This is a genomic window from Paraburkholderia antibiotica, from assembly GCF_012927125.1.
In the GTDB taxonomy this organism is placed as follows: Bacteria; Pseudomonadota; Gammaproteobacteria; order Burkholderiales; family Burkholderiaceae; genus Paraburkholderia; species Paraburkholderia antibiotica.
Window position 1 is genome coordinate 34,004 of sequence record NZ_JABBFZ010000009.1, and the last position, 13,327, is coordinate 47,330.

The window sequence follows — 13,327 nt, forward strand, 5'->3', positions numbered from 1 at the left end:
TCGATGCGAATCGATGTACGACATATCGTGCGACGCAGACGCGACGAGCGGCGCCCCAATCGAGGAGCGACAAGCATGAGCGTACCGAAACCCGCAGCTCAACCCGGCACCGGTTCCACCCCGGCCAGACAGGGCATCCCGATCGGCCTGATCGCGAGCGTCGTCGCGCTGATCGTGGTGCTGCTGTTGCCGTTGCCCGCCACCTTGCCGCCCGCCGGCCACCGGATGCTCGCGATCCTCGCGTTCGCGGTGGTGGTCTGGCTGACCGAGGCCGTGTCGTACGAGGCGAGCGCGATCATCATCACGTCGCTGATCGCGTTTCTGATCGGCACCGCGCCGACCATTCAGGACCCGAGCGTGACCTACGGCACCTCGGCCGGGATCAGCATGGGGCTCGCGGGCTTCTCGAATTCGGCGCTCGCGCTGGTCACCGGCGCGCTGTTCATTTCCGCCGCGATGACGATCACCGGGCTCGACAAGCGCATCGCGCTCGTCACGCTGTCGCTGATCGGCACGACCACGCGGCGCATCCTGATCGGTTCGATCGCGGTGACGATCGTGCTGTCGCTGGTGGTGCCGAGCGCGACCGCGCGCAGCGCCTGCGTGGTGCCGATCATGATCGGCGTGATTTCGGCGTTCGGCGTCGACAAACGCTCGAACATCGCGGCCGGCATCATGATCGTGGTCGCGCAGGCCACCAGCATCTGGAACGTCGGCATCCTGACCGCGGCCGCGCAGAATCTGCTGACCGTCGGCTTCATGGACAAGATGCTCGGCGCGCGCGTCACGTGGCTCGACTGGCTGATCGCGGGCACGCCGTGGGCGATCGTGATGTCGGTGCTGCTGCTCGTGATCGTACTGAAGATGCTGCCGCCGGAGACCGACCAGATCGCGGGCGGCAAGGAAGCGGTGACGCGCGCGCTGCAGGAGCTCGGACCGATGACCGGACCGCAGAAGCGTCTGCTCGGCGTCGCGATCGGTCTGCTGTTTTTCTGGGCGACCGAAGGCAAGCTGCATCCGTTCGACACCACGTCGATCACCTATGTCGGCCTCGTGATCCTGATGCTGCCGCGCATCGGCGTGATGGACTGGAAGACCGTGCAAAGCCGCATTCCATGGGGCACGGTGATCGTGTTCGGGGTCGGCATCAGCCTCGGCACCGCGCTCCTGACGACCACCGCCGGCCAGTGGCTCGGCGATCTCGTCGCGCATCACACCGGGCTCGACCGGGCCAGCACGTTCACCGCGTTCGCGATCCTGTCGGCGTTCCTGATCGTGATTCACCTCGGCTTCGCGAGCGCGACCGCGCTGACCTCGGCGATGCTGCCGATCCTGATCGCGGTGCTGCAATCGATGCAGGGCGACTTCAGCCGGCTCGGCATGACGATGCTGCTCGGCTACGTGGTCAGCTTCGGCTTCGTGCTGCCGATCAACGCGCCGCAGAACATGGTGTGCCTCGCCACCGATACCTTCACCGCGCGCCAGTTCGCGCGCGTCGGCATCGTGCTGACGATCGTCGGCTATCTGCTGCTTCTGCTGTTCGCGGCGACGTGGTGGCGCTGGCTCGGCTGGGTGTGACGGCAGTCGTGCTTTGAAAGACGGCTCGGGCGGGGTTTGGCTGCCTGGGCCGTCTTTGGCTTTGTCTTCGTTTTCAGCTCCGTCCTGAACCGGCGGCTGCGGCAAGAACGAGCGCCCACTCACGCGGCATAGAGCCGCACACCATCGTTCTGAGCACCCTACACACCCCCTAATTTTCACGATACGAAACAATGCCGCGCGTCGTAAAAAATCATGGTGCGTGGCACAAATTCTTCATTTCACGATGTCGCCCGCCGTTGCACATCGTAAAATAAAAATTGCAAACTCATGTTTATAAAGAATTATTTTTAACGAAAAGAGGTGTTTGAGGCCCGCTTGCCGGCCGATTCGCTGACGTAGACTCTTTCACAAGAGCACGCGCTTCAGCAGTCGGATTCGAGGGGGACCAGCGACACCACCCGCTCAAATCCCACAGATTGCGAAGGAGCCGTCACGAACCACGGTTTTTTTATCGGCAACTGGGAGACACAAAATGAAAGGCTTTCGCTTTGGTTCGACACAGGGAGCGTTCTACATTCTGCCGGGTCAGGATGGCTGGGAAGCCACCTACGGCAACGAGACGCTCGGCGAATTTTCGAGCCCGCAACAGGCTGCCGACGACCTCGCGCGCGGCTTGAGCTGCGAGCATCTGTCGGAACTCGACACGTCGACGCTCGAGATTCCCGAGAAGCTCGCCGACTGGGAAATCGTGCACGTGTAAGGACGAGAGACGGGTATGACCGACGGTGACGTAGCGGTAAACGCAGAAACGACCGCAGAAACGACAATGGCGCCCGAAGGCGCCATTGTCGTCATTGCGATCCTGCTTGCTGCTCTGCGGACTGCGTGGCTATGCGTTTATCGCGTGGTGCTCGAAGCGTCGAACGCCGCGGCGATGCCGGCCGCCTCAGTCGCGTGCGCGGCTTCAGGCCACCGAATCGACGATCGCGTTCAGCGTCGCGCTCGGGCGCATCGCCTTGCCGGTCAGTTCGACGTTCGGACGATAGTAGCCGCCGATATCCACCGGCTTGCCCTGCGCCGCGCCGAGTTCGGCGACGATCTTCGCTTCGTTGTCGGCCATCGCCTTCGCGACGCCGGCGAACTGCGCCTGCAGCGCCGCATCTTCGGTTTGCGCGGCCAGTGCCTCGGCCCAGTACATCGCGAGGTAGAAGTGGCTGCCGCGATTGTCGATGCCGCCGACCTTGCGCGCCGGCGACTTGTCGTTGTCGAGGAACTTGCCCGTCGCCTGATCCAGCGTCTTCGCTAGCACCTGCGCCTTCGGGTTGTGATACGTCGTGGCGAGATGTTCGAGCGACGCCGCCAGCGCGAGGAATTCGCCGAGCGAGTCCCAACGCAGGAAACCTTCCTCGACCAGTTGCTGCACGTGCTTCGGCGCCGAACCGCCCGCGCCGGTTTCGAACATGCCGCCACCGGCCATCAGCGGCACGATGGAGAGCATCTTCGCGCTGGTGCCCAGTTCCATGATCGGGAACAGGTCGGTCAGGTAGTCGCGCAGCACGTTGCCGGTGACCGAGATCGTGTCCTTGCCGGCGCGAATCCGCTCGACCGAGAACTTCGCCGCTTCGACCGGCGTCATCACGCGGATGTCGAGACCGTTGGTGTCGTGATCCTTCAGGTACTGCTCGACCTTCCTGATGATCTGCGCGTCGTGCGCGCGCGCCGCGTCGAGCCAGAACACGGCCGGCGTATTGCTCGCGCGGGCGCGGTTGACCGCGAGCTTGACCCAGTCGCGAACCGGCGCGTCCTTGGTCTGGCACATACGGAAGATGTCGCCCTGCTCGACCGGCTGCTCCAGCAGCACCGCGCCGGCTTCGTCGGTCACGCGGACCACGCCGTTCGCCGCGATCTGGAACGTCTTGTCGTGTGAACCGTATTCTTCGGCGGCTTGCGCCATCAGACCGACGTTCGGCACCGTGCCCATCGTGACCGGATCGAACGCGCCGTGCTGCTTGCAGTCTTCGATCACTGCCTGGTAGACGCCCGCGTAGCAGCGGTCCGGAATCACGGCCTTCGCGTCGTGCAGCGCGCCGTCGGCGCCCCACATCTTGCCCGACTCGCGGATCATCGCCGGCATCGATGCGTCGACGATCACGTCGCTCGGCACGTGCAGGCTCGTGATGCCCTTGTCCGAGTTGACCATCGCGAGCGGCGGACGCTGTTCGTACTGCGCCTTGATATCGGCTTCGATTGCGGCGGCCGTTTCAGCCGGCAGATCCTTCAGACGCGCGTACAGATCGCCGATACCGTTGTTCGGGTTGAAGCCGACCTTGGCCAGCGCGTCCGCGTGTTTCGTCAGCACGTCCTTGTAGAACACCGAGACCACGTGACCGAAGATGATCGGGTCCGAGACCTTCATCATCGTCGCCTTCAGGTGCACCGAGAACAGCACGCCGTTCGCTTTCGCGTCGGCGATCTGCGCTTCGATGAAGCTGCGCAGCGCGTTCTTGCTCAGCACCGACGCGTCGATGATCTCGCCCGCCTGCACCGGCGTCTTTGCCTTCAGCACCGTGGCCGCGCCGTCGGCGGCGATCAGTTCGATCTTCACGCTACCGGCTTGCGCGACCAGCGCCGACTTCTCGCTGCCGTAGAAATCGCCGCCGCTCATGTGCGCGACGTGCGACTTCGAGTCCGCGCTCCATGCGCCCATCTTGTGCGGATGCTTGCGCGCGTAGTTCTTCACCGACAGCGGCGCGCGGCGGTCCGAGTTACCTTCGCGCAACACCGGGTTGACCGCGCTGCCCTTGATCTTGTCGTAACGGGCCTTGACGTCCTTCTCGGCGTCGGTGGTCGCGACGTCCGGGTACGACGGCAGCTTGTAGCCGAGGTCGCGCAGTTCGGCGATCGCGGCCTTCAGCTGCGGCACCGATGCGCTGATGTTCGGCAGCTTGACGATGTTCGCTTCCGGGCGCGTGGTGAGTCCACCCAGCTCCGCCAGATCGTCGGAAATCTTCTGTTCCGGGCTCAGGTAGTCGGGAAATGCGGCAATGATCCGGCCGGCGAGCGAGATGTCGCGCGTTTCGACGAGGACGTCGGACGAGCGCGTGAACGCCTTGACGATCGGCAGCAGCGAATACGTCGCCAGTGCGGGCGCTTCGTCGGTCAGGGTGTAGATGATCTTCGGCGATGTGGACATGATTGATGCTTTGCTAGAAGGTGATAGACAGAGCGTTGGCAGTCTGGGCCAGCGCAAAACGCGGCGCGGCGACTATGGCGTCGTTCCCGCACGACACAGCCCCCGGGTTTACGTTTTGCGACACGACCGAGAGTATATGCGCGTTTTCCACTACGTGTGGCCAAACAAACAGGTCCAGAGACCTGCTCAAAAGGGGGTGACCCCCGCCTGACAAGGCTTTGCGGCCGATTCAGGCAGTCTTAGGACAGATATCTTATAGATGACTTGGGCAATCGGCCGGTGGGAAAATGAGAATTATTCCTATTGTTTTTGGACGATAACGGGTGCTCAGGCTCCGTCGGCCTGCTTCGCGGACCGCTTTGTGGGCCGCTTTGTGGGCCGCTTCACGGACTGCTTCACAGCCCCTTTCACCGACCTTTCCCCGAACCGCTCACTTTCCGAACCGCGCTGCGCCATCACCGGCTTGACCTCACGCGGACACGTCCCGCGCCGCGGCCTCCTGAACCGGCACCATCGACGGACGACGCACCAGCGTCCACAGCAGCAGCGCGCCGAGCAGATCGCCGCAGCCGAGCGCGACAAAAAACGGCGTATAGCCGACGCGCGCGACGAACCAGCCCATCGTCAGCGTGAACGCGAAGTTGCCGAGCCCCGCGACGAACCCGGCGAGCCCGGTCACCGTACCGACCTCGCCACGCGGAAACAGATCGGCCGACATCGAGATCACGGTGATCGACAGCGCCTGGTGCGCGAAACCGCCGATGCACAGCAGCAACACCGCCAGCGCCGGATCGCGGACGAAGCCGACGCCGGCCATGCCGATCATCAGAACCGCCGCGCCCGTGAAGACGATGCGCTTGCCGTCGACGATCGGCACATCGAAGCGGCGCTTCAGCCACGCCGACAGCGGTCCACCGACCATGCAGCCGAGATCGGCCGCGACGAACGGCAGCCAGGCGGTCAACGCGATCGCCTTCAGATCGAAGCCGCGCGCCTGGTACAGATACAGCGGCATCCAGTAGACCAGCGTGCCCCACACCGGATCGGCGCAGAAACGCGGCAGCGCGATGCCCCAGAAATTGCGCTGGCGGAGAATCTCGAACAGCTTCGGTCCCGAGCCTCCCGAGCCTCCCGAGCCTCGCGGCGCGCGCGAGCCTGCCTCCCGCGCCTCCCGTGTTGCGCCGATATACGCGGCCTCCTGTTTCGACAATGCCGGATGCCGATCCGGATGCCGGTACAGCAGCAGCCACAGCACGACCCACGCGAGCCCCAGCGCGCCGACGATCATGAACGCGACGTGCCAGCTGTAGTGCAGGATCGACCACGCGATCAGCGGCGGCGCGAGAATCGCGCCGGTCGACGTGCCGAGATTGAACACGCCCGCGGCCGTGCCGCGCTCGTGCGGCGGAAACCAGTACGCGGCCGCGCGCATGCCGCCCGGCAAAAACGCGGCTTCCACCAGACCGAGCAGGCCGCGCAACACGAACAGACCGACCCAGCCCGACGCGAAACCATGGGCGATACAGATCAGCGACCACGCGGCCCCGCACAGCAGAAACCCGATGCGCAAGCCGACGCGATCCATCAGATAGCCGGTGAGCGGCGCACCGAGCGGATACATGACGAGAAACGCGCCGGTGATCCAGCCGTATTCGTGCGTGGAAATATGCAGATGTTCGAGCACCGTCGGCGCGGCGACGCTCAGCGAACTGCGCGCCAGATAGTTGGTGATCGTGCCGAGCGTGAGCAGCCCAATCATCCACCAGCGCAGGCCTCTCACCTTGATCGTCATGCTTGCCTCGTGTCTCCGTTTTTTTCGCGCGGCGTCGGACCGCGGGCGAATAGTCGTCGCCCGCTTGCCCCTTCGCTTTACGCTGTCTGGGTCAACCGATATTATTCAGCAATCGATGTAAAACGTTACCCCCTCCCCCGCTACCGATGAAAAAAGGCGCCACCATTCGCGATGTCGCGGCTGCCGCCGGAGTATCGGTCGCCACCGTGTCGAAGTATATGAACGGCACGCAGCGCTTTACGCCGGCCGTCGAAGCGCGGCTCAAGGAAGCCATCGCGCAGCTCGGCTATCGCTCGAATCCGCTCGCGCGCTCGATGATCACCGGACGCACGCGCGCCATCGGTCTCGCGATTCTCGACATCGGCAATCCGCACTTCGCCAATCTCGTCAAAGGCGCCAATCGCGTCGCGATCCGGCACGACTACACGCTGCTGCTCGTCGATACCGAAGAAAACCAGCAGCGCGAACAGACGCTGATCGAATCGCTCGCGCAACGCGTCGACGGCATGATCGTCAGTTCGCGCATGCCCGACGATTCGGTGCAATGGCTGCTCGATCTCGGCAAGCCGGTCGTGCTGTTCGGGCGCAGCGCGCGCTTTCCGATCGCGAGCGTCGGCACCGACAGTTGCCTCGCCGGCTATATGCTCGCGAATCATCTGGTCAAGCTCGGTCATCGCCACATCGCTTATCTCGGCTTCGGTCGTTCGCGCTGGAACGACGAGCGGATTCGCGGCATTCGCCAATGCCTCGACGAATACGGTCTCGCGCTCGACGTGCACGATGCGCTGAGCCCGTCGGCCGCGGCCGGCGAGCGTGCGTGCTCGGGTCTGATGCTGGGTCCGCGGCGCCCGGACGCGGTGATCTGCTACAACGATCTGATCGCGCTCGGCTTCATCAAGGAAGCGCGCGAACTGGGCCTGCAATTGCCGCGGGATGTGTCGGTGGCCGGCTTCGACAATGTGCCGTACGGCGAGTACGCGTCGCCGGCGTTGACGTCGGTGGATTTTCAGAGCGAGAAGATGGGCGAGCTCGCAATGACGCGGCTGCTCGACGAACTGCACGGCAACGCCGATGCGAACGCGAGCTACGCGTTGCTCGATCCGCATCTGGTGGTGCGGGAATCGACGATCAGGCGCGGCGACGCGCCGGCGGCAGTTGATGTTGCAAGCGATGCCGCGAACGATGCCGCCGTGACTCGAATGCCGACGACGGAAGAGTAGTTTCACCGCGCGGCACGCAAACCCGCTTACCAACGGCAGCCGTACGCGATCGTCGCCGCATCCGTCGTCGATAACGCTTTCAGCGCGTGCCCGCTGGGCGTTTTTCGGTTTTGAACATCAGCGTAACGCGCAACTCGGGACAGGACCGCGATACGGGTCTCGCGACATGCGGCGTGTCGCCCCGGAAAAGCAGCAGGCGGTTAGGCTTCGGAAATATCGACGCGACGATATCGGTGTGCTCGGCGTTGAAGAACACGGTTTCGCCGCCCCAATCCGGATGCCACGCCTGATGCGGATAGTAGATGCAGGTGTAGCCGTTCGGCGAATCGGAGTCCGTGTGCAACGTGCCTTCGGAGCCGAACGGCAAACCGTTGGCATAGCAGCGCACCAGCGTATGACCTTCGAGCACCGTGCGTTGCAGCAGCAACCAGAACTCGTGGATCAGCTCAGCGCTCTGCCGCAACTCCGCCGAGCAATCCGGCGGCGGCCATTTCCCCGCCTTGAAGTTGTAGGCGCCTGATTTTCTGAAGCCGGCGAAATGCTTGTGCCAGAACGAATAGATATCGCGTCTGGATTGAGACTTCCAGCCGAATTCCCATCCCGGCAAATGCAGAAATGCGTCGATTCTCTTTTGATCTTCGGCGGTCAACACGTCGTCGAAACATTCGAAGAACGGCACGTTGCCGTCGACGTCACCGTCCGTACCTTCAGCGCCGGCTGCCGGTTCTTCCAACATGCGCACAGACACGTCGTACTCCGTCACGCGCCATCGTCGCCGTCGTGACCGTCACCGTCGTGGCCGTCGTCGCCGCTATCGCCATCGTCGCCGTGGTGTTTGCGGTGTTTCGCGCCGTGGCCGTCATGGCCGTCGTCGCCATCGTCACCGCCGTCGTCGCCATTGCTGGCCAGCTTGAGCGCGGCCGTTTTTGCATCCGCGCGACTCGCTTCGTTCAAGCTCCGTGGCATGGTCGACGCATTGACCGTGGGCACCGCTTGCGGTTGCGGTTGTTCGGCAGTCGCGTTCGCCACGCCGAGCTTGCCCAGTACACCGACGGTCGTCACGATGGTCGCTATGTAACGTCGCTTTATCACTATCCCTTACCCCATTGGCCAATCGAGTCTCGAAGGCTAGCAGAGGAGAAAACGGATAAATATGGTAGCAATACGAAAGCGCCACCGGCACAGCGCACGCAAGCCGGCAACCGGCGCGCCACCTGCAACGACGCACCGATCACCAGCAGCAAGCGCGCATTAGCGCGCGAAGAACTCCACCACCATCTTGTTGAATTTCTCCGCGTGTTCCCACTGCGCCCAGTGTCCACAGCGACCAAACACATGCAGATCCGCGTTCGGCATACCGGCGACCAGCTTCAGGCCGATATCCATCGGCACGAAGCGATCGTCGCGGCCCCAGATCAGCAGCGTCGGCGCAACCACTTCGCTCAGGCGCGGGCCGAAGTCGTTGAACTGCTTCGGATTCGCGGCGAGACTCGCGACGAAGTTCTCGAGGTGATCGCGCCGCGCCAGCATGTTCGCGAGACGTGCCTGCATCAGGTCTTCGGTCAGCGCCTTCGAGTCGAACACGAACACGCTCATCATGCGCTGCAGGTTCTCGATCGTCGGGTTGCGGTACAGCCCTTGCAGTAGCTTGATGCCTTCGGTCGGCATCGGCACGAACTGGCTCGGACCGCCGGTGCCGCCGCCCATCAACACGAGCTTGCCGACGCGTTGCGGCTCGGCGAGCGCGAACGCGACCGCGCTATGGCCGCCCATCGAGTTGCCGATGATATGCACGCGCTGGATATCGAGCGCATCGAGCAGCGCCTTCAGCGAGCGCGCGTTCAGCTCCGAGCGCGACCCCTTGCAGACGATCGGATCGCTCTTGCCCCAGCCGAAGCAGTCCATCAGGATCACGCGATAGCCGGCTGCGACGAGCGGCTCGACGTTGCGGTTGAAGTTCGCCCAGCCAGTCGCGCCCGGACCCGAGCCGTGCAGCATCACGACCGTTTCGGCGCCCTGCCCGACGTCGTTGTAGTGCAGCTGCATCTCGCGGCCATCTTCGGTAATCCGAACGAACCGGCTGGTCGCTTCTTCGGTAATCGCCGTGGTCTGCGTGTTGGTGTTGCTCATGTCGAATTCCTTTCTGTCACGGGTTGAGTGATCGCGGACCGCCGTCGACGGCAAGCCCGCGCTGTCTTTCAGGCCGCCGTGTTATTGCGCGGCCGCCGGGGTATAACGAAGCGCCGAGCGGCTTACCACGAGCCACGCCGAGATGGCCGCGATCACGATCAGCGGAATGCTCGCGCCGAGCAGCACGCTCGCGCCCTGGCCGATCGCCAGCAGTTGCCCGGCGATCAACGGTCCGAGGATCGAGCCGAGACGCCCCACCGCGACCGCCGCGCCGACGCCGGTGCCGCGCACTTCGGTCGGATACAGGCTGCTCGCGAGCGCATACAGCACCGATTGGCCGCCGACGAGGAACAGCCCCGCCAGCAGTCCGCCCCACGCCATCGACGTGCCGCCGCTCGCGCTCAGCAACGCACCGAGCGCGACCACGATGCCGACATACATGCCCGCGACCGTGCGACGCCGGCCCATCCGGTCCATCATGCCGGCGATCACGATCGCGCCGATACCGCCGCCGAGGTTGAACATCATCTGCACGACGCCCGACTGCACGCGCGTGAGACCGCGCGTCAACACCAGCGACGGCAGCCAGTTGATCAGGAAGTACAGCACGATCAGCGTGCCGAGATAGCTGATCCACAACGCGATCGTCGTCGCGGCGCGGCCTTCCTGCCACAACGCGTGCGTCACGCTGGCCGACGCCTCGCGCTGTGCACCCTTCGCCGCGCGAGTGGCACGCGACGCGACGAACTGCGACGACTCGCGCAGGAACAACCCGAGCAGCGGCAGCACCAGCAACGGCCCGAAGCCGCCGACGTAGAAGATATGCCGCCAGTCCGCATCGCCCGGACTCAGAATGCCGACCACCGCCGCGAGCGCCGCGCCGAACGGCATGCCGCAATACATCGCGCCGACCGCGGTGTTGCGCTGATCGGGCCGCGCCGCTTCCGTGCACAGCGCGATCAGATTCGGCATCGCCGCGCCGAGCCCGAGGCCGGTCAGAAAGCGCGCGGCGAGCAGGCTGTTCAGGTCCCACACGTGCGCGGTCGCGAGCGAGAAGATGCCGAACAGCGCGACCGACCACATCAGCACGCGCTTGCGCCCGAGCCGGTCGGCGAGACGTCCGCCGATCGCCGCGCCCGGCAACAGCCCGAATGCGCCGATGCTGAAGGCCCAGCCCATCTGCGCGACCGCGAGATGAAACTCGCGCGCCATGCGCGGCGCGGCGAGGCCGGTGGATTGCAGGTCCAGCCCTTCGAGCAGCGCGACGATCAGACAGAGCCCGATCGTCAGCGCGCCGTTGGTGGGTGGGTGCGTCGACGGGGTCGACTGCGTCGTTTGCGTTGACTGCCGCATAAAAGTCTCCAATGTGAATCAGCGTCGCTCTGCCGGCGACCTTGCTGCTTGAAATGAACACTGCACGCAGAGCCTGGCGGGCCGTGCGTGCAGTGTTCGGGGTTATGAAGCCACGGTTTCGGTGGCTTGCGCGCGCTTCAGATCCAGCGCAACGTCGACGATCATGTCTTCCTGGCCACCGACCATGCAGCGCTTGCCCAGCTCGACCAGAATGTCCACGGTCTTCAGGCCGTACTTGTTCGCGGCCACTTCCGCGTGACGCAGGAAGCTCGAATAGACGCCCGCATAACCGAGCGCGAGGGTCTCGCGATCGACGCGCACCGGCCGATCCTGCAACGGCCGCACGATGTCGTCGGCGGCGTCCATCAGCGTGTACAGATCGGTGCCGTGATGCCAGCCCGCGCGCTCGGCCGCGGCGATGAACACTTCGAGCGGCGCATTGCCCGCGCCCGCGCCCATGCCGGCGAGCGACGCATCGATACGATCGCAGCCCTCTTCGACCGCGACCATCGAGTTCGCCACGCCCAGCGACAAGTTGTGGTGCGCGTGCATGCCGGTCTTCGTCTCGGGCTTGAGCACCGCCTTCAAGGCGCGAAAGCGCGCGCGCACGTCGTTCATCGTCAGCGCGCCGCCCGAGTCGACCACGTAGATGCAGGTCGCGCCGTAGCTTTCCATCTTCTTCGCTTCGACCGCGAGGTTTTCCGGCGTGGTCATGTGGCTCATCATCAGGAAGCCGACCGTGTCCATGCCGAGTTCGCGCGCGTATTCGATGTGCTGCCTCGAGATGTCCGCTTCGGTGCAGTGCGTGGCGACGCGCACGATGCGCGCGCCCGCGTTGTAGGCCGCCTTCAGATCGTGGATCGTGCCGATGCCGGGCAGCAGCAGCGTCGCGATCTGCGCGTGCTTCAGCACGTCGGCGACCGCCTCGATCCATTCGAGGTCGCTATGCGCGCCGAAACCGTAGTTGAAGCTCGAGCCTTGCAGGCCGTCGCCATGCGCGACTTCGATGCTGTCCACCTTGGCTTTGTCCAGCGCGCGTGCGATGTCCTGCACGTTCTGGATCGAGTACTGGTGACGAATGGCGTGGCTGCCGTCACGCAACGTCACGTCGGAGATATAGAGTTTCTTGTCCATGCGAAAGTCTCCTGATGTCGCTTATGCCTGCACGAGCGCTTGCGCCATGCGCTCGGCGGTCGCGAGCGCGGCCGAAGTCATGATGTCGAGGTTGCCTGCGTACGCGGGCAGATAGTGGGCGGCGCCTTCCACCTCGATGAACACCGAGGTCTTCAGGCCGCTGAACTTGCCGAGACCCGGAATGTTCAGCGGCGCGCTCGCGCCGATTTCGTCGAACTGCACCTTCTGCTTCAGGCGATAGCCCGGCACGTAGGCCTGCACCGCAGCGGCCATCTGTTCGATCGACGCTTCCACCTTCGCGCGGTCCGCGAGTTCGGACAGCGTGTAGACGGTGTCGCGCATCATCACCGGCGGCTCGGCCGGGTTCAGGATGATGATCGCCTTGCCCTTCGCCGCGCCGCCGACCACTTCGATCGCCTTCGAGGTGGTTTCGGTGAATTCGTCGATATTCGCGCGCGTGCCCGGACCGGCCGACTTGCTGCTGATCGACGCGACGATTTCCGCGTAATGCACCTGCGCGACGCGCGACACCGCCGCGACCATCGGGATCGTCGCCTGACCGCCGCAGGTGACCATGTTCACGTTCAGCGCGGCGAGCTGCGCGTCGAGATTGACGACCGGCACGCAGTACGGGCCGATCGCGGCCGGCGTCAGGTCGATCAGACGGATGCCGGGCTTCAGCGCGCGCAGGAACGCGTCGTTCTTCACGTGCGCGCCGGCCGAGGTCGCGTCGAACACGACGTCGATGTCGCTGAACACCGGCAGGCGCGTGAGACCTTCCACGCCTTCGTGAGTGGTCGCGACGCCGAGCCGCGCGGCGCGCGCGAGACCGTCCGAGTTCGGATCGATGCCGACCATCGCCGCGACTTCGAGATGCTTGCCATGCCGCAGGATCTTGATCATCAGATCGGTGCCGATATTGCCCGAGCCGATGATCGCGGCCTTGAGTTTTTCGCTTGCCATTTG

Annotated in this window: 11 protein-coding genes; 3 read left to right on the forward strand and 8 right to left on the reverse strand. The window is 64.5% G+C overall.

Annotated elements, in window-relative coordinates; all coding sequences use genetic code 11:
• The first annotated feature begins 75 nt into the window (after positions 1–75).
• Positions 76–1,578 (forward strand): DASS family sodium-coupled anion symporter, encoded by a 1,503-nt coding sequence (locus HHL14_RS16380; RefSeq protein WP_169498663.1) that lies wholly within the window; start codon positions 76–78, stop codon positions 1,576–1,578.
• Positions 1,579–2,071: 493 nt separating this feature from the next.
• Positions 2,072–2,299, forward strand: a complete 228-nt coding sequence (locus HHL14_RS16385; protein ID WP_013092475.1) for a hypothetical protein — start codon at positions 2,072–2,074, stop codon at positions 2,297–2,299.
• 204 nt (positions 2,300–2,503) lie between these two features.
• Here the strand turns inward: HHL14_RS16385 and HHL14_RS16390 are convergent, their stop codons facing one another.
• Positions 2,504–4,732 (reverse strand): NADP-dependent isocitrate dehydrogenase, encoded by a 2,229-nt coding sequence (locus tag HHL14_RS16390; protein ID WP_169498664.1) that lies wholly within the window; start codon positions 4,730–4,732, stop codon positions 2,504–2,506.
• A 469-nt stretch (positions 4,733–5,201) separates the two neighbouring features.
• Positions 5,202–6,524 (reverse strand): MFS transporter, encoded by a 1,323-nt coding sequence (locus HHL14_RS16395; protein ID WP_169498665.1) that lies wholly within the window; start codon positions 6,522–6,524, stop codon positions 5,202–5,204.
• Between the two features lie 146 nt (positions 6,525–6,670).
• Here HHL14_RS16395 and HHL14_RS16400 point away from each other — a divergent pair, with 146 nt between their 5' ends.
• On the forward strand, positions 6,671–7,744 hold the full coding sequence (locus tag HHL14_RS16400) for a LacI family DNA-binding transcriptional regulator (protein ID WP_169498666.1): 1,074 nt from the start codon (positions 6,671–6,673) through the stop codon (positions 7,742–7,744).
• A 79-nt stretch (positions 7,745–7,823) separates the two neighbouring features.
• On the opposite strand, the gene HHL14_RS16405 is transcribed toward HHL14_RS16400, so the two are convergent.
• The 6 genes from HHL14_RS16405 to HHL14_RS16430 all read right to left on the reverse strand — a co-directional run bounded on the left by HHL14_RS16405 (position 7,824) and on the right by HHL14_RS16430 (position 13,324).
• Positions 7,824–8,480 (reverse strand): 2OG-Fe(II) oxygenase, encoded by a 657-nt coding sequence (locus HHL14_RS16405; protein WP_169498667.1) that lies wholly within the window; start codon positions 8,478–8,480, stop codon positions 7,824–7,826.
• Between the two features lie 23 nt (positions 8,481–8,503).
• Complete coding sequence (locus HHL14_RS16410) at positions 8,504–8,806, reverse strand: hypothetical protein (protein ID WP_169498641.1); 303 nt, start codon at positions 8,804–8,806, stop codon at positions 8,504–8,506.
• A gap of 189 nt (positions 8,807–8,995) precedes the next feature.
• Positions 8,996–9,874, reverse strand: coding sequence for an alpha/beta fold hydrolase (locus HHL14_RS16415; protein ID WP_169498668.1), 879 nt, complete (start codon positions 9,872–9,874; stop codon positions 8,996–8,998).
• Positions 9,875–9,955: 81 nt separating this feature from the next.
• Positions 9,956–11,227, reverse strand: a complete 1,272-nt coding sequence (gene mhpT, locus HHL14_RS16420; RefSeq protein WP_169498669.1) for a 3-(3-hydroxy-phenyl)propionate transporter MhpT — start codon at positions 11,225–11,227, stop codon at positions 9,956–9,958.
• A gap of 102 nt (positions 11,228–11,329) precedes the next feature.
• Positions 11,330–12,361: a 4-hydroxy-2-oxovalerate aldolase gene (gene dmpG / locus HHL14_RS16425; RefSeq protein ID WP_169498670.1), complete on the reverse strand. Its 1,032-nt coding sequence runs from the start codon at positions 12,359–12,361 to the stop codon at positions 11,330–11,332.
• Positions 12,362–12,382: 21 nt separating this feature from the next.
• Positions 12,383–13,324 (reverse strand): acetaldehyde dehydrogenase (acetylating), encoded by a 942-nt coding sequence (locus HHL14_RS16430; protein WP_169498671.1) that lies wholly within the window; start codon positions 13,322–13,324, stop codon positions 12,383–12,385.
• Positions 13,325–13,327 lie beyond the last annotated feature (3 nt).

Coding starts and splice junctions, on each gene's coding strand:
- HHL14_RS16430 (WP_169498671.1), bottom strand. CDS start 13,324: ATGGCAAGCGAAAAACTCAAGGCCGCGATCATCGGCTCGGGCAATATC.
- HHL14_RS16385 (WP_013092475.1), top strand. CDS start 2,072: ATGAAAGGCTTTCGCTTTGGTTCGACACAGGGAGCGTTCTACATTCTG.
- mhpT (WP_169498669.1), bottom strand. CDS start 11,227: ATGCGGCAGTCAACGCAAACGACGCAGTCGACCCCGTCGACGCACCCA.
- HHL14_RS16400 (WP_169498666.1), top strand. CDS start 6,671: ATGAAAAAAGGCGCCACCATTCGCGATGTCGCGGCTGCCGCCGGAGTA.
- HHL14_RS16415 (WP_169498668.1), bottom strand. CDS start 9,874: ATGAGCAACACCAACACGCAGACCACGGCGATTACCGAAGAAGCGACC.
- HHL14_RS16405 (WP_169498667.1), bottom strand. CDS start 8,480: ATGTTGGAAGAACCGGCAGCCGGCGCTGAAGGTACGGACGGTGACGTC.
- HHL14_RS16390 (WP_169498664.1), bottom strand. CDS start 4,732: ATGTCCACATCGCCGAAGATCATCTACACCCTGACCGACGAAGCGCCC.
- HHL14_RS16380 (WP_169498663.1), top strand. CDS start 76: ATGAGCGTACCGAAACCCGCAGCTCAACCCGGCACCGGTTCCACCCCG.
- dmpG (WP_169498670.1), bottom strand. CDS start 12,361: ATGGACAAGAAACTCTATATCTCCGACGTGACGTTGCGTGACGGCAGC.
- HHL14_RS16395 (WP_169498665.1), bottom strand. CDS start 6,524: ATGACGATCAAGGTGAGAGGCCTGCGCTGGTGGATGATTGGGCTGCTC.